18 protein-coding genes and 1 pseudogene are annotated in these 20,748 nt (G+C 73.6%); 7 read left to right on the forward strand and 12 right to left on the reverse strand.

Annotated elements, in window-relative coordinates:
• Positions 1 to 1,003: 1,003 nt before the first annotated feature.
• A pseudogene (locus tag PUR61_RS06650) lies at positions 1,004 to 1,345 on the forward strand (sensor histidine kinase); the annotation flags it as partial.
• Positions 1,346 to 1,379: 34 nt separating this feature from the next.
• On the opposite strand, the gene PUR61_RS06655 reads toward PUR61_RS06650, so the two are convergent.
• The 3 genes from PUR61_RS06655 to PUR61_RS06665 all read right to left on the reverse strand — a co-directional run bounded on the left by PUR61_RS06655 (position 1,380) and on the right by PUR61_RS06665 (position 4,473).
• Positions 1,380 to 2,147 (reverse strand): hypothetical protein, encoded by a 768-nt coding sequence (locus PUR61_RS06655; RefSeq protein ID WP_329876634.1) that lies wholly within the window; start codon positions 2,145 to 2,147, stop codon positions 1,380 to 1,382.
• A gap of 642 nt (positions 2,148 to 2,789) precedes the next feature.
• Positions 2,790 to 3,407, reverse strand: a complete 618-nt coding sequence (gene thpR / locus PUR61_RS06660; RefSeq protein ID WP_329876636.1) for an RNA 2',3'-cyclic phosphodiesterase — start codon at positions 3,405 to 3,407, stop codon at positions 2,790 to 2,792.
• 325 nt (positions 3,408 to 3,732) lie between these two features.
• Positions 3,733 to 4,473 (reverse strand): class I SAM-dependent methyltransferase, encoded by a 741-nt coding sequence (locus PUR61_RS06665; RefSeq protein ID WP_329876638.1) that lies wholly within the window; start codon positions 4,471 to 4,473, stop codon positions 3,733 to 3,735.
• 387 nt (positions 4,474 to 4,860) lie between these two features.
• On the opposite strand from PUR61_RS06665, the gene PUR61_RS06670 reads away from it, so the two are divergent.
• Positions 4,861 to 5,322: a ribonuclease domain-containing protein gene (locus PUR61_RS06670; protein WP_329876640.1), complete on the forward strand. Its 462-nt coding sequence runs from the start codon at positions 4,861 to 4,863 to the stop codon at positions 5,320 to 5,322.
• Positions 5,323 to 5,462: 140 nt separating this feature from the next.
• Here PUR61_RS06670 and PUR61_RS06675 read toward each other — a convergent pair whose 3' ends face one another.
• The 5 genes from PUR61_RS06675 to PUR61_RS06695 all read right to left on the reverse strand — a co-directional run bounded on the left by PUR61_RS06675 (position 5,463) and on the right by PUR61_RS06695 (position 10,657).
• The gene (locus PUR61_RS06675; RefSeq protein WP_329876642.1) at positions 5,463 to 6,293 is read right to left on the reverse strand and encodes a PhzF family phenazine biosynthesis protein; all 831 of its coding nucleotides are present in this window, start codon (positions 6,291 to 6,293) and stop codon (positions 5,463 to 5,465) included.
• A 296-nt stretch (positions 6,294 to 6,589) separates the two neighbouring features.
• Positions 6,590 to 7,573: an SDR family oxidoreductase gene (locus PUR61_RS06680; RefSeq protein ID WP_329876643.1), complete on the reverse strand. Its 984-nt coding sequence runs from the start codon at positions 7,571 to 7,573 to the stop codon at positions 6,590 to 6,592.
• Positions 7,574 to 7,785: 212 nt separating this feature from the next.
• Complete coding sequence (locus PUR61_RS06685; RefSeq protein WP_329876644.1) at positions 7,786 to 8,724, reverse strand: alpha/beta fold hydrolase; 939 nt, start codon at positions 8,722 to 8,724, stop codon at positions 7,786 to 7,788.
• A 236-nt stretch (positions 8,725 to 8,960) separates the two neighbouring features.
• Positions 8,961 to 9,875, reverse strand: coding sequence for an SDR family oxidoreductase (locus tag PUR61_RS06690; RefSeq protein WP_329876645.1), 915 nt, complete (start codon positions 9,873 to 9,875; stop codon positions 8,961 to 8,963).
• A gap of 329 nt (positions 9,876 to 10,204) precedes the next feature.
• Positions 10,205 to 10,657 carry a hypothetical protein gene (locus tag PUR61_RS06695; protein WP_329876646.1) on the reverse strand — a complete coding sequence of 151 codons (453 nt, stop codon included), beginning with the start codon at positions 10,655 to 10,657 and terminating at the stop codon, positions 10,205 to 10,207.
• Between the two features lie 561 nt (positions 10,658 to 11,218).
• On the opposite strand from PUR61_RS06695, the gene PUR61_RS06700 reads away from it, so the two are divergent.
• Together PUR61_RS06700 and PUR61_RS06705 are read left to right on the forward strand one after the other, a co-directional pair.
• A complete protein-coding gene (locus PUR61_RS06700) occupies positions 11,219 to 11,593 on the forward strand; it encodes a hypothetical protein (RefSeq protein ID WP_329876648.1) in 375 nt (124 codons plus the stop codon).
• 561 nt (positions 11,594 to 12,154) lie between these two features.
• A complete protein-coding gene (locus tag PUR61_RS06705; protein WP_329876650.1) occupies positions 12,155 to 12,880 on the forward strand; it encodes a dienelactone hydrolase family protein in 726 nt (241 codons plus the stop codon).
• Between the two features lie 254 nt (positions 12,881 to 13,134).
• Here the strand turns inward: PUR61_RS06705 and PUR61_RS06710 are convergent, their stop codons facing one another.
• The 3 genes from PUR61_RS06710 to PUR61_RS06720 all read right to left on the reverse strand — a co-directional run bounded on the left by PUR61_RS06710 (position 13,135) and on the right by PUR61_RS06720 (position 17,770).
• Positions 13,135 to 14,415: a pyroglutamyl peptidase gene (locus PUR61_RS06710; RefSeq protein WP_329876652.1), complete on the reverse strand. Its 1,281-nt coding sequence runs from the start codon at positions 14,413 to 14,415 to the stop codon at positions 13,135 to 13,137.
• A 328-nt stretch (positions 14,416 to 14,743) separates the two neighbouring features.
• The gene (locus PUR61_RS06715; RefSeq protein WP_329876654.1) at positions 14,744 to 16,276 is read right to left on the reverse strand and encodes a hypothetical protein; all 1,533 of its coding nucleotides are present in this window, start codon (positions 16,274 to 16,276) and stop codon (positions 14,744 to 14,746) included.
• Positions 16,277 to 16,675: 399 nt separating this feature from the next.
• Positions 16,676 to 17,770 (reverse strand): hypothetical protein, encoded by a 1,095-nt coding sequence (locus tag PUR61_RS06720; RefSeq protein ID WP_329876656.1) that lies wholly within the window; start codon positions 17,768 to 17,770, stop codon positions 16,676 to 16,678.
• Positions 17,771 to 18,145: 375 nt separating this feature from the next.
• Here PUR61_RS06720 and PUR61_RS06725 point away from each other — a divergent pair, with 375 nt between their 5' ends.
• The 3 genes from PUR61_RS06725 (at position 18,146) to PUR61_RS06735 (ending at position 20,168) form a co-directional block, all read left to right on the forward strand.
• On the forward strand, positions 18,146 to 18,655 hold the full coding sequence (locus tag PUR61_RS06725) for an Imm50 family immunity protein (protein WP_329876658.1): 510 nt from the start codon (positions 18,146 to 18,148) through the stop codon (positions 18,653 to 18,655).
• Positions 18,642 to 19,070 carry an Imm50 family immunity protein gene (locus PUR61_RS06730; RefSeq protein WP_329876660.1) on the forward strand — a complete coding sequence of 143 codons (429 nt, stop codon included), beginning with the start codon at positions 18,642 to 18,644 and terminating at the stop codon, positions 19,068 to 19,070. The genes PUR61_RS06725 and PUR61_RS06730 overlap by 14 nt, the downstream gene beginning before the upstream one ends.
• 288 nt (positions 19,071 to 19,358) lie before the next feature.
• Complete coding sequence (locus PUR61_RS06735) at positions 19,359 to 20,168, forward strand: polysaccharide deacetylase family protein (protein ID WP_329876662.1); 810 nt, start codon at positions 19,359 to 19,361, stop codon at positions 20,166 to 20,168.
• A 60-nt stretch (positions 20,169 to 20,228) separates the two neighbouring features.
• On the opposite strand, the gene PUR61_RS06740 is transcribed toward PUR61_RS06735, so the two are convergent.
• Positions 20,229 to 20,396 carry a hypothetical protein gene (locus PUR61_RS06740; RefSeq protein WP_329876664.1) on the reverse strand — a complete coding sequence of 56 codons (168 nt, stop codon included), beginning with the start codon at positions 20,394 to 20,396 and terminating at the stop codon, positions 20,229 to 20,231.
• Positions 20,397 to 20,748 lie beyond the last annotated feature (352 nt).

The raw sequence follows: 20,748 nt of genomic DNA on the forward strand, positions 1-20,748 counted from the left end.
GAACAGGAGCAGAGCCAGCAGCAGGACGATGAGAAGCGGAACCATGAGTCGACCTCCGTAGTCAGTGTCGGAGGACCGGCTGCCCCGCCGAACAGCTCATATTCCTGGGAATCTTTCCGCCCGACGAGGGCAGACGACCCCGCCCAGGCTGCCGGCCGACGTGGCGGGCGCCCTCGCCTGCTGGTCGGTAAAGCCGTTGAGCCTGCGCCCCTCGCTCGGTGATCATCTGCTGGTGACCGTCGAGAAGACACCCCGGAGCAGCGCAGGGGCCGGGCCGGAAGGACGTTTCGGGCGTCGCTCTCGGAGGGGCAGCAGGTTCTCAGGCATACCGCAGGCGGTTGTTCAGATATTTCTCATCTCCAGGCCCGACCTTTGTCGTGATCATCCGGCCGAAGAACGTCCGACCGTCGGTGACGACCGTCACCGATCGAGCCGAAGCGGGGGTGACGGGCCACCCGTTTCCACAGGTCATCAAGCACAAGATCATCCGACACCCGTGCGACTCTGCCCGCCGCCGACACCAACTTCCAAGTCCTGCAAGCAAATTCAATCTGAGACGATCAGTTAGGCGGGGCGGGCAGCGGTGGACGGGAAGCCGGTCGGCGAAGCGGTGGGGACGTCTCGACTGCGGGACAAGTGGCTCCGTGGGACGGCTCTGCGTAGCCGACTGGCGGTATCCGTGGCTGCGGCCGTGTCACTGGCCGTGGTGACGTGCGCGGTGACCGGCTGGTTCGTGGCACGCGAGGAGATGACCGCTCAGGTCGATCAGGCACTGGCGCGCACCTGGGCGCCGAACGTTCACGCGCCGCCTCAAGCCGAGATCCGAGCGATGAACGACTGGTGCCGTGGGGTCGTCACCCAGCCGTGGATGACCAGGGACACCGTCCCCACGGTGATCTTCGCGGACGGAACGTCCTGTCCGCCGAACGAATCCCGGTCCGTGGAAGTCACGGACGGCGACCTGCCGGTGGCGGGCAGCGGGACGAGCAAAGCCGGCGCACGTCTCGACAACGCGGTGAAGTTCAGTCCGGTCGGCGGAGCCGTCGATGTTTCGCTGGTCTCCGGCGTCCTCACGGTCCGCGACCACGGGCCGGGCATCGCGCCCGAGGACATGCCGCACGTGTTCGACCGGTTCTGGCGCGCGCCGACCGCGCGGCAGTTGCCCGGTTCCGGCCTGGGCCTGGCGATCGTCGCCCAGGCGATCCACGACGCCGGCGGCGAGGTGTCGCTCGCCGCCGCGGCGCCCGGAGCGGACGGTGAGACGGGCGGTGCGGTCGCCACCGTGAGGCTGCCGGGCTCGCCGACACCTCCCCCGCAGACGGCTCCAGCGCCTTCGCGCACCTGAGCCCGCGTGGCGTGCCGGGCCGGCGTGCGAGGGGTCAGCCGGCGGTGCGGGTCAGGTCGTCCCGGGTCTCCAGGTAGGCACAGAGCTGCGCCCAGGTGGAGACTGTCCGGCCGTTGGGGGACGGGGTCAGGGCCGGGACGGGGTGTTCGCCGACCAGGACCAGCCCGGCGCTCTCCCGTTCGGCGCGGCCGTCGTCCGTGATGACCACCTCGGTCCGCTTCCACCGCGGGTGGTAGCGCCGATCGGGGATCTCCGCCAGATCGGCCGGATCAGGGAGGTCCGGTCCGGGGTGGTCCAGGAACCGGATGACCGGGCCGGTCGAGCAGCCCGCGTCCGCCCGGCCCGCCACCCGGAGCAGGTACGTACGGCCGCTCCGCGCCCGGTACGCGTAGACCCGGCCCGGGACGGCCCGCGCGGGCTGCGGGCCGCGGGCGCGAAGCGGACGTGGTTCGGGCTGGGGGCCCTCCAGCCGGGCTCTCAGCCGTCGCAGGACAGCGGCCCGCCGGCGCACTTCTGCGGCGCCGCCTTCCTGCCAGCGGTCGAGGTCGCCGCCCGCGTCCAGCAGGGCCAGGGCCTCCCGCCGGGCGGAGCCGGTCAGTCGTCCGAGCCGCGACTGGGTGTCCGCCAGGGCGAGCCGGACCACGGCCCGCTCGTCCGGGTCCGCGAGTTCCTCGGCGAAGGCGCTCAGCACCCGCGCTTCGGCCTCCTGGGTGTCCGCCCCCGCTTGCAGGGCGTCGCGGTAGGCGTCGCGGACATCGCACGCGGTGTCGTCCGCGTACAGCCCTGTCCCGTCCGTTCCCACGCTCTCCGGTCCTCTCGCCGACAGCCGGCCCACGCCCGGCACGCTGGTTCTGACCGGTTCGTGGACGATCACTCGTGCGAAGTCTCCCACGCCGCTCCCGCCGGCCTCCTCGTGTCGAGCCGCCGGCGGGCGACGGGCAGGAGGGACGGGCCTCCACCTGCCCGGCCGACCCGTTGGCCCGGCGCCTGCTCCAGGGCTTTGAGCCGGTGCAGGCGGCGGGCCTCGTCGCCGGTCGCCCCGAAAGCAACCGGCCGCCGGCGCCTCCCTGTGATGCGGTGTTCGGCGCAGTAGGCGCCGTCGGTGTGGGGGGCTCGTCGACGTAGTAACGCACAGAGTCCCAGGGCATGGGGGGAGTTCTTTTTCTTCGACAACTCAAGGGAGCCCGCCACCGGATCCCCTGATGTCGGAGGTGTCCATCACTCTTCACCCAGAAGGCCGCATGGCGGCAATGCGCCACCTTCGCAGGAGCGCCCCACTTCTCGGACTTTTCGAGGCCCGCATGTATGTCTTGGCCATTCAGAACGGGGAGTCTCCCTCAAAGGATCTACTGCGACTCACCCGAAAGTTCGAAACCTTCACCTCTCTTCCGGCCTTGCGAATTTCGGGTCCTTCAGGCTGATGGCTCAGGAGCACGTCTGACGGCTACGGCTCGGTGAGGGCGCCGTCGCCGTCGGACCGGACGGCGGCGCCGAATCGCCACGCCTCGATGTCGCGATAGTGGATCGGCCCGGGGCCACGGCCGGTGTTGCTGCCGACGAGGTGGAGACGTTCGGTCCACCACGCCCGGCCCACGAACCCGCCGAGCCCGGCCGCGGCCTGCGGCACGCTGGTGGGATCGTCGCGGCGGGAGCGGGCCAGGGTCAGGTGGGGGCGCAGCGGGCGGTCCCTGAACTCGACCCCGCAGGACCTGATCAGGTCCCGGACGTCGGCGGTGAGCAGGTGCAGTCCCTCCAGGTCCCCGTCGATCCCGCTCCACAGCAGTCGCTGGTCGAAGTGGCCGCCGCCCCGAAGGCCCAGGTGCAGGGCGGGGTACGACGCGGCCGCATCGGCCAGGACCGACCTCAGGAGCGGCACCGCCCCGGAGGACAGTTCACCGAGGAAGGCCAGGGTGATGTGCCAGTCCTCGATCCGGTTCCACCGCAGCCGCGGGTACGCGGCGTAGGCGGGCTGCAGGGCCCGGGCCAGTTCGTCCTTGGCGTCGTCGGGCGGGGCCAGTGCCACGAAGACACGGAGGGTCGAGGGCTCGGGGTGATCATCCACGAAGGGGGAGGTTAGCCGAGGGCGGGTCGCCCGCGCTCGCCGGTGCCGCCGGAGCCGACGCCGACGCCGACGCCCTGATCGTCGGCCGCCATCTCACTGTGACCGCCGCACCCCCCTGGGGCATATCACCGGGGTCGGGCACCGGGGTCGGGCGCCGGAACCGGGCACCGGGGTCGGGCTCGGCGGTGGGCCGGAGCTCGGGAGTCTGCCCGGCGTGACCCTCGACAGTGCGGCGGATCCGTCTCCCCCTCGGAACCTCACCCGGCGTCCCTGGGGTCACCGCCGGCGCAGCCGCGGCAGACAGCTGTCGGCGGGCGGCGGGCGCTCAGCTGCCCGGACGGACGGCCCCTGCCACGGCAACGACGAACCAGTGGGCCGGCAGCGCGACCCGGGTGCCGTCCGGATGGCGCTCGCTCATGGCGAGGTCGCTCTCGCCCTGGTCGAGGATCTCCAACCCGGCCTCGTTCAGCAGCTCGGGCAACTCTCCCGAAGCGACCTCGGCCGGGCGCAGTTGGTGCTTGCGGACCTGTCGGAGCTTCTCCGGCGGGCCACCGGGCCGTTCGGCGACCTGTTGGAGCACCGCCTTGGCGGCTGCGGTCGGCTCGACCACGAAACCCCGGCCGCGTCGGCCGAGCAGGAGGGCGACGGCCTCCGCGACCGGCACCCGGTCGTCCGGGTCGCTCTGGTGGAGCACGGCCCGCAGGTAGACGTTGGCCTCGCCGATTCGGTCGCCGAGTCGCCGCACCCCCTCCAGGTCGGTGAGGTCGAGCTGTTCGAACTCGGCCACTGCGTCGCGGTCCGCCCGACGGGCGTGTGCCACGGCCGCAGCGGACAGGTCGACGCCCACCGCGCGCGGGAAGTGCCCGGCCAGGTAGCGGGTCTGGGTGCCGTTGCCGCAACCGAGGTCGACGATCGTCAGCGTGCGGTCGACGTGGGCCGCGAAGAGCGCGATGTGCGGGGCTGCGGTCAGTGTCGCGTCCGCGTCCCAGAACGGCTCCCCCGGTTCTCCCGTGTTCTCGGCCCAGAAGCCCTCCCACGCGCGTACGTAGCGTTCCGAAGCACTCATCAGCAGGTCTCTCCCGTGTGTCGTGGCAGCGATGACAGCCTCCATACCGGGCCTGGCAACGGCGGAAACCACTCGGCGCGATCCTTCACACCGCGTTCGACCCCGCGCCGGTAAAACCACCGGACGGGTGAGTCCTGGCGGGGCCGGGGGCGTCGGTCGAGCAGGGACGCGGCCCCGCCCCGGCCCGACCGGGCCATGCCCGGGGGTTGTGGGAGGTAGCGGTCCGCCGGAGCCGGCGACGGGCGCGCGGACGGACGGATAGGCCGGCGGTTCTCGACCGGTTCGTCGAGACCTTCGAGGAACGCGCCCCCCGGGGCCCTCCGACCACCCCGAGCCATGCGGGGGACGCAGCGTGACGGTGCTGCCACGCGCTCGTTCATACCGGGCATGACCACACTCAGAAATCTGCGGCGCCTCGCCGCCGCCACCCTGCTCCTGGCTGCCGTCGTCGCCCCCTCCGTATCACCCGCCGCGGCCGCGCCCACCGGGTCCGCCGCACACCACGCGGTGGTCCGCGCGATCATCGAACCCCCGCTGCCCGTCGAGGAGTTCCCGCCCCAGGTCGACGAAGCGTGCCACATCTGGCGGGGGCTCGGCTGGCCGACCGCCGACCGCCCCCGCGACTACCCCGCGGGTGACGGCCTGGTGATCCGCGGCAGCAACGTCTACGGCAACCGCAGCGGCGACCTCCCCAAGGACGGCCGCTACCGCGAGTACGACGTCAACCCGCGCACCCTCGGCACCCACCGCGACGCCGAGCGCCTCGTCCGCAACCCCGACACCCGGACCGTCTGGTACACCGACGACCACTACAACAACTTCCGCGAGATCACCTCCGGCTGTTCCTGACGGACCGCGCCCCGCACCCTCCCGTCCCCGGTCCCGCCCGGGTGCCCCGGCCGTGCCGGACGCGGCCCGGCCCGGGGGCGGGGCGGGGCGGAACGGGAGGGGGCGGGGCGGGAGTCACGTCCCCCTCCGCCCTTCGGGCGTCAGACGTGCAGGGTGCCGTCCAGGACCGTGACGGCGTTTCCGGTGAGGTGGACACGGTCGCCGCTCAGAGCCGTGCGCACCAGGCCGCTGCGTGACGACACCTGGAGGCCGGTGAGCTCCTCGCGGCCGAGTCGGGCCGACCAGTACGGCGCGAGCGTGGTGTGGGCGCTGCCGGTGACCGGGTCCTCGGGGATGCCCCTGGCCGGTGCGAAGAAGCGGGAGACGAAGTCGTGGCCCTGGGCTCCCTCGGCGGCGGGGGCCGTGACGATCACGCCGCGCAGTGCCTCGCGGGTGGTCAGCCCGGCCACGGCGTCGAAGTCCGGCCTGAGGTCCCGGACCGTGGCCTCGTCGGCGAAGACCGCCAGCAGGTCACCGAGGCCGTCGGATCGGAAGACGGTCTCGGGAGCGGCCCCCAAGGCGCCGGCGAGCCCGTCCGGCACGGCCACCGCGGTACCCGGGGCCGCGACCGGGAAGTCGAGGGTGATGGCACCCTCCGCGTCGGCGTGGGTGACCAGGACGCCGTGCTTCCGGCTCAGGAACCGGACGGCCCCGACGAGGCCCCTCTCGGCGCGAAGCGCGTGCGCCGTGGCGAGTGTCGCATGACCGCAGAGACCGGCCTCGACCTGCGGGGTGAACCAGCGGACGGCCCAGTCGGCCTCGGACGAAGCGGGCAGCGGAAGGGCGAACGCGGTCTCCGAGTGGTTCATCTCGGCCGCGATCCGCTGCATCCACGCATCCTGCGGCCACTGCCCGGCAGGCAGCAGGCAGACGGCCGCCGGGTTCCCGGAGAAGGGGCGATCGGTGAAGGCGTCGACGACGAAGAGGCGCATGCCCGGACCGTAACGCCGCCCGGACCCGCGCCCCCAGGGCCAATCCAAGACAGGTGGCCCCCTTCCCCGCCGCGCCACGGCGGCCCTGGCGGGGGGACCGCGCCGATCCGCGGGCCGGGGCCCTCAGGTCCGACGATCCGTCAAAGCCCGCCGTACCGGCCGTCACACCACTCGGCGCAGGCCCGACCGGAACCGGACGACGGCAAGAACGCGGCGATCGACGCGGGCACGGGCGCGGGTGCGAGCGCGGGCGGCCACGGGCCTAGCTGCCGAACGGGCCTGCGGGGAGGGGTGGTTCACGGCGCCCACGGTGCGCAGCGTCGGACGTTGTGGGCGAGGGCCCGGAGGACGTCGGCGCGGGTCACCTGGGAGGGGAGGAGGCGGCTCAGGTGGGAGGGCATGTCGGGCTGGTCGGGTGGGAGGAAGCCGAGTTGGGCCACGCGGGCCATGCCGCGGGTACGCGGTTGGGGCGTGGTGGGGTCGGCCAGGAGCGGTCCGCGGGCCGGGCGGCCTGCCTCGTCGAGGAACTCGATGCAGGCCCGTTCCAGGTCGGCCGCGGTCAGCCGGGCGGGGCCGGCGGTGACCCAGTGGAGGCCGGGCGCCGTGGTGTCGCCGTCGATGAGGGCTCCGGTCAGCGCGGTGACGTAGTCGACGAGGGTCTCCATGGGGAGGATGTCGGTCCAGTGGTCGGGGCGGACGGGCAGTCCGCCGGGGCGCGCCCGGAGCATGACCGTGAACAGGGCGTGGGGGAACTGGTGCCGCGGTGGGGTGGCGGCCCGGAGGGCGGCGAACAGGAGGGCGGTCCGCACGACGGCCACGGGTTGGCCGCAGTGGGTGGCGAGTTCCTCGGCTCGGCGCTTGGAGCGGCCGTAGGCGCGCATGGAGCGGGCGGCGAGGTCGTCGCCGGTGACCTCGAAGGCGGCCGAGGCGGAGGAGAGCAGGACCACGGGGACGCGGGCGTCGTCGGCGAGTTCCAGGATTCTGCGGGTGCCTTCGGCGTTGACGGTGTCGAAGGCGGCGTGGTCGCGCGGGGCGAAGTCGGTCAGGCCCCCGCAGTGCACGACGGCGTCGATGCCGGCGGCCAGTTCGCGGCGCCGGCCGGTGTCCAGTCCCAGGCCGTCGACGGTGAGGTCGGCCTGGAGGCAGGTGGTGGCGCCTTCGGGCCGGCGGCGGTGGACGAGCGCGGTGACGTCGTGGTGGACGGCGAGTGCGGGGAGGAGACTCGCCCCGATCACGCCGGTCGAGCCGGTGAGGAGGACGGTGGGACGGGCTGGGGTCATGGTGGCCTCGGGTGGGGAAGGGGCGGTCTGGTGCCGGGAGGGGCGGCCCGGTGGCGGAATTGGCGGCCCGCCGGCGGGGCGTCGGAACCGTGGGGCTGCGCGGCCGGTTCGCCCGCCGGCCGGGGGCGGATCCCGTTCGGGCCGATGTCGGCATCCGGGTGCGGGGTGAGGGGATGGCGGTGGGGCCGGTGCGGAGCGGGTCGGGCTTCGGCTCAGGCCATCGCCGTCAGGGCGCTCGGCGCCGCCTCGGGCCTGGCGGATGCTGACGGTGCCGTGGCCGTGTACTCCACCGGGTGGCAGTAGGAGAGGCCGTCGAGGGACTCGCCGGTCACGAAGCGGGTCAGCAGGTCCCCGGCCCGGGCCGGGAGTTCCAGGTGCATCGCGTGGTCCGCGTCGTACACCAGCACGAGGCGGGCATCGGTGCAGGCCGAGGCGACCTCGCGGCACAGCTCGGGCGGAGTGAAGCGGTCGTGCTCGCCCGTGACCACCAGGACGGGCGCGGTGATCGGCGGCTGCGGCGACGGCGTCTGCCGCAACAACCGCAGGGTGTTGTGGCGGTACTTCTCCCGGTCCGCGCCGACGATGTCGCGGAACATGGAGTGCAGGATGCGGCGCACCGCCGCCTGCCGGGTCACCCGCGCGCCCGGTGTGGAGCGCAGGATGACGTCGGCGCTCAGTTCGGCGAACTCCTCCATCCGCCCGTCCTCCAGCAGGTCCACGCTGCGCCTCAGGTCCTCCCGGACCGCGTCGGGGACCCACAGGAGCGGCCCCGCCAGGACGATGCTGCGTACCGCGCACGGGCGGGTCTGGGCGTAGCGGTGGGCGATGCCGGAGCCGTACGAGGCGCCGAGCACGTGCACCTGCCCGCGCCCGTGCCCGGCCGCCTCCAGAAGGTCGTGCAGGGCGCCCGCGAGGAAGTCCACGCCCAGGGCGGCGGGCAGGGTGTCGGCATCACCCCACCCGGGCAGGTCCACGGTGAACACGTGGAACCGCTCGGCGAGCACCGCCTCGAAGCGGCCCCAGGCCGCCTTGCGCTGAAGGGCCCCGCCGATCAGCACGACCGTGTCGACGTCGGGGTCGCGGTGTCGTAGCGTACGCCCCTCGGACCTGTATCCGCCGTAGCCGGACACCACGAACTCTTCGAAGGCCAAGACGTTCCCCTGCTCCTGCGAACCCTGGCGGCCCGGTCGGATGCGACCGTGACGTCCGCGCCGTCAGGTGCAACGATCATGGCGGGGTACGGTCACGTGGACGGCCCGGGGAATCGGGCTCGTCAAGGCGCCGGGACCGGGGCGGGCCCGCTCGCGGCGGGGGCGTGATCTCCGCCGGCAGAGCTGCGGAGGGTGTCCGCGAGCCGCCGGCGGTCGCTGGGCACCCTCCGCCGGGGTCAGTCGTCGCTCGCCCGCCCGATCCGGGTGAGGGCGGTGGCGGGCGGGGTGTGGAGGGCGAACAGGCGGGTCTTGAGGTGGTCGCTGAGCCACAGGGGCGCCGCGTACTGCAGGGCGGTGCCCAGGTGGGCGTCGAGGCCGACGGTGTACCTGCGCCGTGGGCGCGGGACGCCGAGGGCCCTGGCGATGACGCGGGCCACCGGTTGCGGCCCGCCGGCCGAGCGCTGGATGCGGGCCAGGAGGCTCGCGGTACGGTCGTGGACACCGGCGTCGGTGCGGGTGGTGGTGAGGGAGGACAGATCCTCCCGGGCGCGGTCCCAGAACGGGGTCGCGACGGTGCCGGGCTCGATCAGGACCACCTGCACGCCGTGGCGGCGGGTCTCCATGCGCAGGCTGTGCGTCGCCGCACTGAGCGCGTGCTTGCTGGCGGTGTACCAGCCGTTCATCGGCGCCGGGATCCGCGCGGAGGCGGAGGAGACGGTCACGATCCGCCCCCGGCCCCGTCGGCGCATCGCGGGCAGCACCAGCGCGCACATGCGCAGCGTGCCGACGACGTTCACCTCCATGATCTCGCGGATCCGGTCCTCCGGGGGGTCGGTGATCGCACCCGTCAGTGGGATGCCCGCGTTGGCGACCAGCGCGTGGGGGCCGCCGTCGGTCAGGTCGGCCGCCTGCGCGACGGCCTCGCGGCAGGAGGCCGGATCGGTGAGGTCCATGACCACCGCATGCAGCGTCAGGCCCCGGTCGCGGGCGGTGCGGACGAGCGCGTCGGCCTTGTCCCGGGAGCGGGCCGTCCCGATCACGCGGTGGCCCTGGCGGGCCAGGAGCAGCGCTGTGGCCAGGCCGATCCCGCTGGTCGCGCCCGTCACCAGTACGCCGGCCGACCGACCGGGTCCGCTTGTCTGCTCGTTCACGGCTTGTTCGCTCCAGGGATAGGCGGGTGGCCGTCCCACGGCGGGCCGACCCCGGGCAGCGTGCGACCCTGCCGGGGGAAGGTGACGGGACCGGCCCGGTGACAACGACCGTGCACCCTCCCGGGTCACACTCGGCACGGATCGGACCCGCCCCCGTCGGCCGGCCCGACCCCTTCGGGTGCCTCTTCGCCGCCCCGGGCCCCGGTGAACACCCGATCATGTGACGGGGCAATCCCGCGGCCTCGGACTTCACGGACCTGTCCGGGGCGGTTCCGGCCTCGTGTGCCGCAACCGCCCCGGACGTGGATCCGGTGCGCAGCCGTCCGGGATCAGCAAATGTGCCAGGGACCCCAGCCGTTGTCGAAGGTGCGACCCCAGATACTGTTGTCAGCGCCCCACGCACCGATGGTGGACGGGTTGGGCCAGGCCACCCCGTACTTCAGGTTCTCCCCGCCGAGGCTCGCCCAGGGGGCCCATGACCCTCCCGGGGTGGTCTGCCGCGAGGACCAGATCGCGTGGTCGGTGCCCAGACCGCTGACCTCCTTCCGACCGTCGGCCCAGGTCACGGTGGTGACCTGACTTCCGCACAGGAGCACGCGCGAAGGGGCTCCGTAGGTGACCCAGGTGTTACAGCCGCTCACTCCGTCGTAGTAACCCGGAGCGGATCCCACTTCGAGGTCCACGTAGTGGTCGGTCGGCGTAGCGTGCACCGGCGCAGCGAGGCCGAACATTCCGGCAACGACGGCGAATAGAAGCGCGATTAAACGTACCTTCTTCTTCAAGGGCCCGCCTCTTCATTCACTCCGGGGAATCTCCTCCGGGAACTCAGAAGTCTCCCAGAGGAGTTTCGCGAATCCGTACCCCCGTGGAGGTATCTGTAAGACCTCCTCATACGGGATGCGGACGGGCGCCAGTACCACCTGCCCGCACCCGTCCGCGCCTGGACGCCGTCCGCGAGGTGGGCGGCCGGCGCCTTGCGAGCCCCGGAGTTCGCGTCTCCCGTGCACCGGAGAAATCGGTCCGGCCGAGGCAGACGGGGTTCGATGCCACGAACCGCTGTGTCAGTGCGAAGACCTATGGTGTCGCCAGAACGGAACCACTCAGGACAAAGGGTCGAAATGGCACTGACGCCGGAGGCCGACGCCTTCCGAGCCGGCGGTCGGACCCGGCGGAGACAAACCGCCTCCGGTTCTCGATCAGGCCGGGCGGGCGTCTGGCCCGGCGGCGCCTATGCTCGCTGTGCGGGCCTGCCCGAGCAGGGCTGCGGCCCCGTGGAGCCGGCTCCCCTGCGCGCCCGGCGGACAGTGGCAGGCGGCACCGATCGGCTGAGAGGCGGAGGACGCATGACCCTGGAGGAAGGCCGGCGTGTCCGGCTGACGGAGGATCTCGGGATCGGCGAGGCAACCGCCGGGGAGTTCGGGACCGTCGTCGGGTTCCTGTCCCTGGGAGCCGGGATCGAGGGCACGGTCGAGGGGGTGGACGGAGAACTCCCGCAGAGCGAGGACGCCCGCGAGTACGAGCGGCTCAAGGCGCTCCTGGAGGACTACGGGCACACCATGCCGGCGGCGAGCCGAACGCGGCTTGAGGCCGAGATCGCCACGCTGGAGCCGACCTGGGCCGCCCACCGGGAGCCGGGGGCGCGGGCGACGGTCCGGGTCCGGTGGGACAACGGCCTCGTCCTCGACGGGGCGCACCAGGACATCCTCACCCCGTTGTGAGGGCCGGCGTCCTCGCGGCGGCGACGGACCGGCTTCGCGGGCGTACAGCCAGTTGCTCGGCGCCGCGCAGCCGGCGGGCCTGGACGAGGCGGGCGGGAGCGCTTCTGGCGCGTGCGCGTGACCTTGCGCCAGTGATCCTGGGGCGCTTGGGAACCGGCAAGGCGCATCGGGCCGCCGGGCTCGAACTCGACGACCGGTGCACATCGCCGGGACCGGCTGCGCCACGGCCACCCGGCGACGTGGGCCGCGCCCGGCCCACGTACGGGCCGGGCGCGGTCCGGGCGGTGAGTGGGGGGAGACTCACCGACCGGACCACGTTCCGCTCACCCGGGGCTCTTCTCACCCTGATCCCGCCGGGCAAACCCACGAGTTTCTCGCGTCGGAAGGCCCGACCGGGAGATCGGTGTCAGCGCCCCCCTGTCCCCCGGTCAGGCCGCCGCGTGACGGGCGGCGGGCGGCGGGTGGCGGTGTCCGGTCGGGGATCGGCGGTCCGCAGCCGTACGTTCCGCCGACGGCGAAGTCCGGCCCGACCGGGCGCGACCGTGACTACAGTTCGGTCGCATGACGACGGTGACGACACGCACGGTCGAGTACCCGGCCGACGGCCTGACGATGATCGGGCATCTCGCGCTCCCTGCCGGTGTCGACCGCAGACCTGCGGTCCTGATAGGGCCCGAGGGGCCGGGTCTGAACGACTTCCAGCGCCGCCGGGCCGACGCCCTCGCCGAACTGGGCTACGTGGCGCTGGCCTTCGACATCAACGGCGGGCGCTGGTTCACCGACCCCCAGGAGATGCTGGCCCACACGACCCCCCTGCTCGCGGACCCGGACCGGATGCGGGACATCGGCCACGCGGCGCTCGACGTACTGCGCGCCGAGCCGCGGACCGACCCCGACCGGATCGCCGCCATCGGCTACGGCACCGGAGGCGCGATCGTGCTCGAACTCGGGCGCGACGGCGTCGACCTGCGCGCCATCGGGACCGTCAACGCGCTCACCACGGGCCGACCGGGCGAAGCCTCGCGCATCCGCTGCCCCGTGTGGGTCGGGGTCGGGTCGGAGGACCCGATCATGCCGCCCGCACAACGGGACGCCTTCACCGCCGAGATGCAGGCCGCCGGCGTCGACTGGCGCCTCGTCGTCTACGGCGGGGCACTGCACGCCTTCCACCACCCGCCGGTCGACCAGGACGTGGTCCCCGGTGTCGGCCACCACCCGCAGCACGCGCAGCGGGCCTGGCGCGACGTGGTCGCCCTGCTTGCCGAGTGCGTGCCCCTCACCGGGTGAGCGACCCCGAGCAAGCCGTACAGGTTACCCACTCCGACGTGGCAGACACGTAGGCGCGGGCGCCCCGGGCCGGGCCGAGGTCGGCGGCGACGTCGGCCCGGACGGCGGACGGCAGACGGCGGACGGCGGACGGCGGACGGCGGACGGCGGACGGCCAGAGCCGTACTCGGGCGAGGGCCGCGCCGACTCGCCCTGCCGACTGCCGGGCGCAGCTGACAGGGCGGCCGACGGGGCGACCGGGAAGACCCGGGCCGTCAGCCGACGGTGTGCCGCAGGATGTCGAGGATCTCGGCGGTGATCGCGGCCTCGTTCTGCTCGAACACCGGCCCGGTGAGCTGCTCCGCCTGCTCCGGGAGACCGGTGAGCACGGGGGTGTGCAGGTGGCCGCCGGGCAGCTGCGGGGCGAGCTCCAGCCGTAGCCGGTTGGTGCGGTAGGCCACCTCGTTGGAGAGGTAGCCCCCGCCACCACCGGCGACCGCGCGCGAACCGGAGGTCGGGCCGTCCGTCCGGTCGACCGGGCCGCTCGCCCCGGCAGGGATCTCGGTGACGGTGGTGTTCACCTTGAGCGGGTACGGCTGCTGGACGGCGGTCATCGGCCCGGTGGGCAGGCTGGTGGCGATGAACTCCGCACCGGGACCGAGGCCGGGGGCGGTGACGGGGTGCTCGCGGGTGCCACCGGACAGCGCGCCCGTGTTGTCGGGGTACGGGTCCGCGGAGCGGGACCGGCCGGCCCAGGCCTCCAGGGTGAACAGTCCGGGGTAGCCCTGGCTGACGGTGGTGATGAGGTCCGCGGACCGGTGGCCGGGGGCGAGCCGCGGGGCGAAGGCGCGCTCGACGATGCCGCGGTCGAAGTCGCCGTAGCGGACCGGGAACAGCACCGTCTGGATCTCCGCGGAGGTGCCGTCGGCCAGGACGATCCGCCGTCCGTCCAGTTGCAGGGCCGCCGAGCCCGACGGATTGGCGCGGCGCAGCTCGGCGTCCAGACCGAACGGGTCGAACCCGCTGACGAAGATCCGGCGCACGCCCGGACGGCCGCCGAACCCACTGTCGGCGAGTCCGCGCGAGGCGTCCTCGAAGCGCTGCCGCAGGACGGCGGCGTCGACGGCGAAGTCCGGTTTCCAGCGGCCGAGTTGCAGGGTCATGGCGACCCTGGTCCAGTACAGCGGCCGGTCGTCGACGGCCGGCAGGTCGCCGCCGGGACGGCGCCCCTGGGCGCGGTCGACGCCGGCCCGCCACAGTGCCTCGCCCCAGGCGTCGACCAGCCGGCCGGCCTGCTCGGCGGTGCGCGCGGTGCAGAGCGCTGCGGGGAACCGGCGGACGAAGTCGCCGAAGCCCCCGCGCTCGGTCAGGGCAGCGGTCCGCGGGTCCGCCGTACGTGCCTGTTCCCGGTCCGGCTGCGCGGAGTCGACGGTCCGGCAGTGGGGACGGGCCTGCTGCGCGGTACCGGCGGTGGCGGTGGCGGCGGGAGTGATCGTGGCGGCGAGTGCGCCGATGAGGGTCGCGGCGAGGGCGGCACGGCGCCGGGCGGTCGTCATGACGTGGACACTACATTCGCGCCCCCGGCTTCACCAGGGTGCCGCACCGTCACCGCCGACAGTCACGGTCGGCGGCGGAGCCGGGCGGGACCCCCGGCCCAGCAGTCTTCCGCCCCGCCGCCCCGCCCACCTCTGAAGGCACGCGGTGCGGCGGCGCGGGCCCCTCGTGGAGTGCGGGGTCCGCGCCCCGCGCCCCGCGGGCCGCGCTCACGGGCTCACAACTGTCCTGCGGTGGAGGCGAATCGGCTCGCCCCCACCGCGCGGTCCTTCCACCCGGTGTTCCCGCCCGCGCGGTCGATCGGTCGGCGGTGCGGACAGCGGAACGCGGTCAGTCGTCGCCGTCCTGGCCCCGGTCGTCGCCGTCGCGGTGGTGCCCGGCGGAGCGGGCGAAGACCTGGTTGTCGGTGCCCGCCGGGCCGCCGGTGCCGGCGACCAGGTTGCCGCTGGTCGAGCCGAACACCACCGTGTCACCGGCGGCGTCCACGACCGGGTCGATCGAGGAGCCGTTGCCGAGCGAGCCGTCCGGCGCGGTGGCGATCCGCTCGGTACGGCCGGTGCGCAGGTCGTGGCGGTAGACGTCCCAGCCCGTGTGCTGCGGCCCTGCCACCAGGTTGTCGGCGGCGGAGGTGAAGTAGAGCCAGCGGTTGTCGGCGGTGATCCGGCCGTGGTCGGACGAGCCGACCGACGCGGTGCCGGGCAGCCCCCCGCTGACCTTCGTCACGGTGCCCTTCCTGAGGTCCCGGACGTACAGCACGGTGTGGAACCGGTGGCCGTTGGTCGACCCGCCCGGCTCGGGCAGGGCGTAGATCGCACGCCGCCCGTCGGGGCTGATCGTCGCACCGAAGCTCGCGTAGCCGAGGTTGCCGTCGAGGTCGAGGCTCGCGGCGGAGATGCGGCCGGACTTCACGTCGTACGTGTAGTAGACGCCGGTCGTCGGCCGGGCGAGGCTCGTTCCCGCGCTGCGGGGCGTGGCTGCGGCGAGGCCCGGGGCCAGCTCCACGTCGGCGGGAGCGCCGCCCCCGACAGACGCGGCGGCGACGGCAGGGGTCTCCTCGGCGGGCACCAGGTTGCCCGCGAGGGAGGTGAAGCCGATGGTGCGGCCGTCCGCGCTGATCGTCGGGTTGAGCGACATGCCGTCGCCCGGCTTGCCGTCCACCCCGCGGGTCACCAGACGGGTCTTCCCCGTCCAGCGGTCGGTGACGTAGATGTTGTAGTCCCAGGTGTAGGGCCTGGCCAGTGACGGGTCACCACCTTGCAGGTCCGGGACGAGGTCGGTCCGACTGGAGACGAAGGCCACGTACCGGCCGTTCGCACTGAGCGAGGGCGCGTACGAGGCGTGGAACCGGTCGGTGTCGGTGCTGGTGAGCTCTCCGCTGACCAGCTCGGTGCGCCCGGTCCTCCGGTCGCGGACGTACACCTCGGTGCGCCCCTGGACCTGGACGCCGGGCACCACGTTCTCGGCCTCGCTGTCGAAGGCGACGTAACGGCCGTCGGCGTTGATCGCGACGTAGTCGGTGAAGCCGTCCAGCGCGTTGTCGTCGTCGGACAGGTTGACGCGCTCGGTGCGGCCCGTCCTCAGGTCGCGGACGTAGGCGTCGCGTCCGCTCTTCGCCGGCTGGGACACCAGGTTCGTGGCCCACGAGGTGAACAGGGCGTACCGGCCGTCGGCGCTGATCGCCTGGCTCCATGACTGGCTGTCCGGCACGGTGCCGTTCACCCCGACACTGATCTGGACGGTGCCGCGCAGTGCCGGGCGGGCCTGGGCGGGGGCCGCGGTCGCGGCGAGGACGGCGGCGGCGACGAGGACGCTGCCGCCACCGGCCAGCCACCGGTTGCGGACGGTACGGATGCGATGGGCCATGAGATCTGTCCTTCCCCTGGGATCACCCGGCCGGGCTCCCTCCCGGCGGCGGGCTCCAGCCGAGCCAATCGCCGGGAGGGGCGCCGGTCAACAGCCACAGGTGATCCCGGCGGAAGATACGTCAACAGACGTATACCGTCGGAGTCGCCGCCCGCCACGCGGGAACGCGCCTGCTTCGCCGTCGGTGTCGTCGGAGGCCGGCGTGCCGTGCCCGGGGCCGGGGGTGGGGCCGCGTGGGACCGAGGGCGTCCGTGCAGGTCCGGCGGGCCCCGGGTCGAGGACGGCGCGGACGCCGTCCCGGTGGCGGTGGCGGTGGTGGGTCCGACGCGGACGGCCGCGGGCCGGGCCGGGCCTGGCCTGACCTGACCTGACCGGTGGAGCGGCCCGGGGCGGCCGGGGTCAGGCGGCGAGCTGCCTCTCGGCGGCGAAGGCGGTGGCGGCCCGGGTGTAACAGAAGTACCCCGCAGAGTCCTCCGCGTAGCGCCAGGGCAGGGCGTTCACGTAGCCGTCGACCAGCTGGAACTGCGCCATCGCCTCGACCGGCCGCTCCGTCATGACGTAGCACCAGGCGAGCAGGTGCCGGATCTCGGCGGCGCGGGGATGACCGGCGGGTGCCGCGTCCACGGCCCGGCGGGCGGCATCGACGGCAGCCTGCGCGTACGGGGTGGACCAGTAGGTCTCCTCCGCGCCGTCCGGCTCGTGCTCGTGCAGCGCGATCAGCCGCATCCCGGCCAGCAGGCTGCTCTCCGGGGCGGCCGTGGCCGCGCGGTCGGCGAACGCGTCGGCCTGCTTCGCGGAGCCGTGCCACTTGGCGCACTGGTACTGGACCGCCGCGTAGTGGCCCGGGTAGTTGAAGGGGTCGCGCGCGGTCAGACCGCTCCAGACCCGGTCGAACTCCTCCTGCGGGTAGTCGAGGCCGAGCGCGATCCACAGCTCGGTGACCCACGGCGTCGGGTCCTCGGGGGCGAGTCGCTGCGCCCGCGCGCAGGACTCGCGGGCCTCGTCGAGCACCCGGTGGAAGCCCTCGGCCTGTTCGTCGCTGGTGTGCTCGGCGAAGGCCGCACCACGCAGATTCCACGCGAGCTTCACCAGCCCGGCAGCGTGCACGGTCGCGGCGTCCGGGTCCCCGGGCCGCTCGGCACGCCAGGCCTTCAGCCAGCCGTCGTCCTCGGCCGCGGCGTCCGCCAGCTCCTCGACGAGCCGGTCCCGCAGCGCCCAGTCCCGGCCGGCGGCGGCCAGGTGTCCGGCGCAGGCGCGCCAGTCCCCGGCGGCGGCGAGCTCCCGGACGGCATCGAGTTCGGGCGCGGCGCAGGCCCGCTCGGTGTTCTGGCGCTCCTCGGGCAGCATGCCGTACTCGGCGACCACCCTCTCGCGCCAGGCGTCGATCTCGACGTCGTCGCGGGCGGACCGGCGCTTGACGATCCAGGTGGCGATCTTGAACGCGCAGACCACGACGGCGGAGAAGACGAGAGCGACGATGGCTTGGGTCGGCATGGTGAACCTTGTGAATCGGAGGGGGCGGGCGCCGGGCGCTCGAACCGCCGCGGCCGGCCCCGACGAGAGACGGCGACGCCGCGCCCGGGGTGTCCTCTTCGGGGAGCCGCCGCGGAAACGGTGCAGGTGAACGCACGTACGGCAGGTGCAAATCGTAACCGCCGGGAACGACACCCCCGCACCGGGTACCCGTGGACCGTCACGACACGAACCGACTTCCCCTGCGCACGCCGGCGATCTGCCCCGTGCGGCGAGGCCCGCCGAATCGTCCGCGTCCGCCCGGACGAGCGCGCCCGGACGCGGGCCGCGTTCCCCCTACGATCCTGAGCCGGGCCGACCCGCAGGCCCGCCGCCCCGCGACAGAGGAGCACCGCCATGACCACCCCGCCCTGGGACGGACTGCTGGTCAACCCGGAGCTGCTGACGCGGTACTACACGGCCGTCCCCCCGCTCCGGGAGGCGGCCCTGCGCTCGGTCCACCTCAGCCGGTTCGGCCCCGTCCTCAAGCTCCGGCTCGACCTGCCCCGGTTCGCGGACCGTCCGGACCCCGAGTGGGCCGAGGCCGGCTGCGACCGCGTCGAGTGCCAGATCCACTACCTCCTGCGGGAGGAGGACCTGCGCCTGCGGGGCCTGCCGGGCGGCGGCCCGGTCGACGTCGAGCACGTACTGCTGCCCGACGGGCGCCTGTCCGTCTCGGCCCGCGGCCCGGACGTCGACGTCGCCTTCAGCGCGCACGACTCCCTCCAGGTCAGCCATGTGAGCGCCTACCGCTCCGCCGACGGCGACCCGTACACGGCCCGGCGGTGGTTCACGAGCCCCGTCGACCGGATGTTGCACTCCGCCCTGCCCCCCACCACCCGGAAGCCCTTCTATGACCACCCCTGACCGGACCGCCGATCGGACCGCTGATCGGACCGCCGACTGGACCGCCCTGCTGGCCGACCCCGCACCCGTCCGTGACGTCCTGGGTGTCCCGGCCCCGCCGCTGACCGACTACGACCTCTTCGCCGTCCACCTCGACGAGCGGGAGAACTCCGTCACCCTCGGCTTCACCGCCCCCGGCCTCCCGGCCGGCGCCGCCGACACCTGGCGGGAACGCGGGCACACCGCCGTCGAGTTCTTCCTCGTCCTCACGGGTGTCAGAGACCTCGCACTCGACGGCTGGACCCACGAACCCACCACCTCGGCCACCCTCACGTCCGACTCGGCCCTGCTCACCGGCGCCCGCCACCGCATCGCCTTCGGCTACGACACCCTGCGGGTCGAACAGCTCCGCGGTTACCTGACGGGCTCCCCCTGAGGCGGGCCCACGGACCCCTGCGGACCGCCGGAACGGGGCGAGGGGCAGACCCGGCACGACCCGCCGATCCCCCACCAACGTTTTTGTGACCGCGATTTGACGATACGTCACCAACGTGTCCGGTCCGGGAACGGAATCCGCGTTTGCCGTATCGCGGAGCCGCTCCGCTCGCGTTCAATGGTGTCCGACCGAAGCCCGCACGACCGTGCGCGGAGCTTTCGGCCTCGCACGGACCTCCCCGACCGGCCGTGGCGATTCGGCGACCCGGCGATCGAGAGGACACCCGAAGTGAAGCTCACAGCGAGAGCAGCAGGCGCGGCAGGAGCGGCAGAGGCCCGGACGAAGGACAGCAGGACGACACGCGGGAGGTCCCGGGTCCGGCTCGGCGTCACCCTGGCCGCACTGATGGCGTTCGCCGCGGCACCGGCGACCGCGCAGGCCGCACAAACCGCGCGGACAGGGCACGACGACGCGGGGAGGCGCTGCTCCGGGGGCTACGTGGCACTCACGTTCGACGACGGTCCGACGGCGAGTACACCCGCGTACCTGAAGGCGCTGCGCGACGCCGGGAACACCAGGGCCACGTTCTTCGTGACCGGCGGCCTGGCCCAGACGCGCCCGGACGGGACCCCGCGGATCGCCGCGGAAGGCCACCGGATCGGCAACCACTCGTACACCCACGCCAACCTGGTCGAGCTCGACGCGCCCACCGCGTTCGCCGAGCTGCAGGACACCAACCGCGTGATCCGGTCGCAGACGGGCCGGGCACCGACGCTCTTCCGGCCGCCGTTCGGCAGCACCGACGCGCGGACCAGGCAGGACGCGTCCAGGCTCGGGATGACGGAGGTGATCTGGACGACCGACACCGTCGACTGGAGCGGCATCCCCACCGAGACCGTCGTGGCGAACGCCCTCACCGTGAAGCCGGGCGGCATCGTCCTGCTCCACGACGGCCTGCCGACGACGCTCGCGGCGATCCCGAGGATCGTCCAGGGTCTCGCCGAGCGGCGCCTGTGCGCGGGCCAGATCGTGTACTCGGCCGAGCCCGTCGAGGCCTGGCCGGGGCTGACCTTCCACGCCAAGGCGGCCCGCTGGTGACGTAGCGATCGGGGCCCTTCGGCCGTCCGGGCACGGCGGCCCGGGCGGCCGAACGCCCGGTCAGCCGGCCGCGGGGCCCGCCGCGGGCTCGAAATCGTCGAGGTAGGGCTCCAGGAACGGCGCCAGCTCGACGGCGAACGGCCGGGCTCCGGCCGGGGCCGGGACGGGGGCGGTGGTGGCGGGCTCGGAGAAGGGCTGCCACAGCGGGAGCCGGTCGGGGGTGTTCATGATCGCCAGTGTGACATGCCACGGACCCGGACCGAACCGATATAGGGGCGCAGCCCGGTCACGGCGGCGGCCGTCGGCCGACAGGAGCCTCGTCGCCACCCGTCAGCGGGCCCGGCCGGCGGCGCGTGGGACTGCCCGACCACCTCCGCCGCCACCCCGACCGACGGACTCCGGGACGCTGTCTGCCGGGCCCGCGCCCGGACGCCGTCCCCGGCTAGTGAGCTGGTCCGGAGATGCGTGAGCAGTAGCGGCAGATTCGGTCGATGATCTGGTCGGCGGTCTTGGTCCACTTGAACGGGTGGGCACTGTCGTTCCAGTTCTTGATCCAGTCCTCGAGTGTGGCCTTCAGCTC

Origin of the sequence: Streptomyces sp. BE20, from assembly GCF_036322525.1 — a bacterium.
GTDB lineage: Bacteria > Actinomycetota > Actinomycetes > Streptomycetales > Streptomycetaceae > Kitasatospora.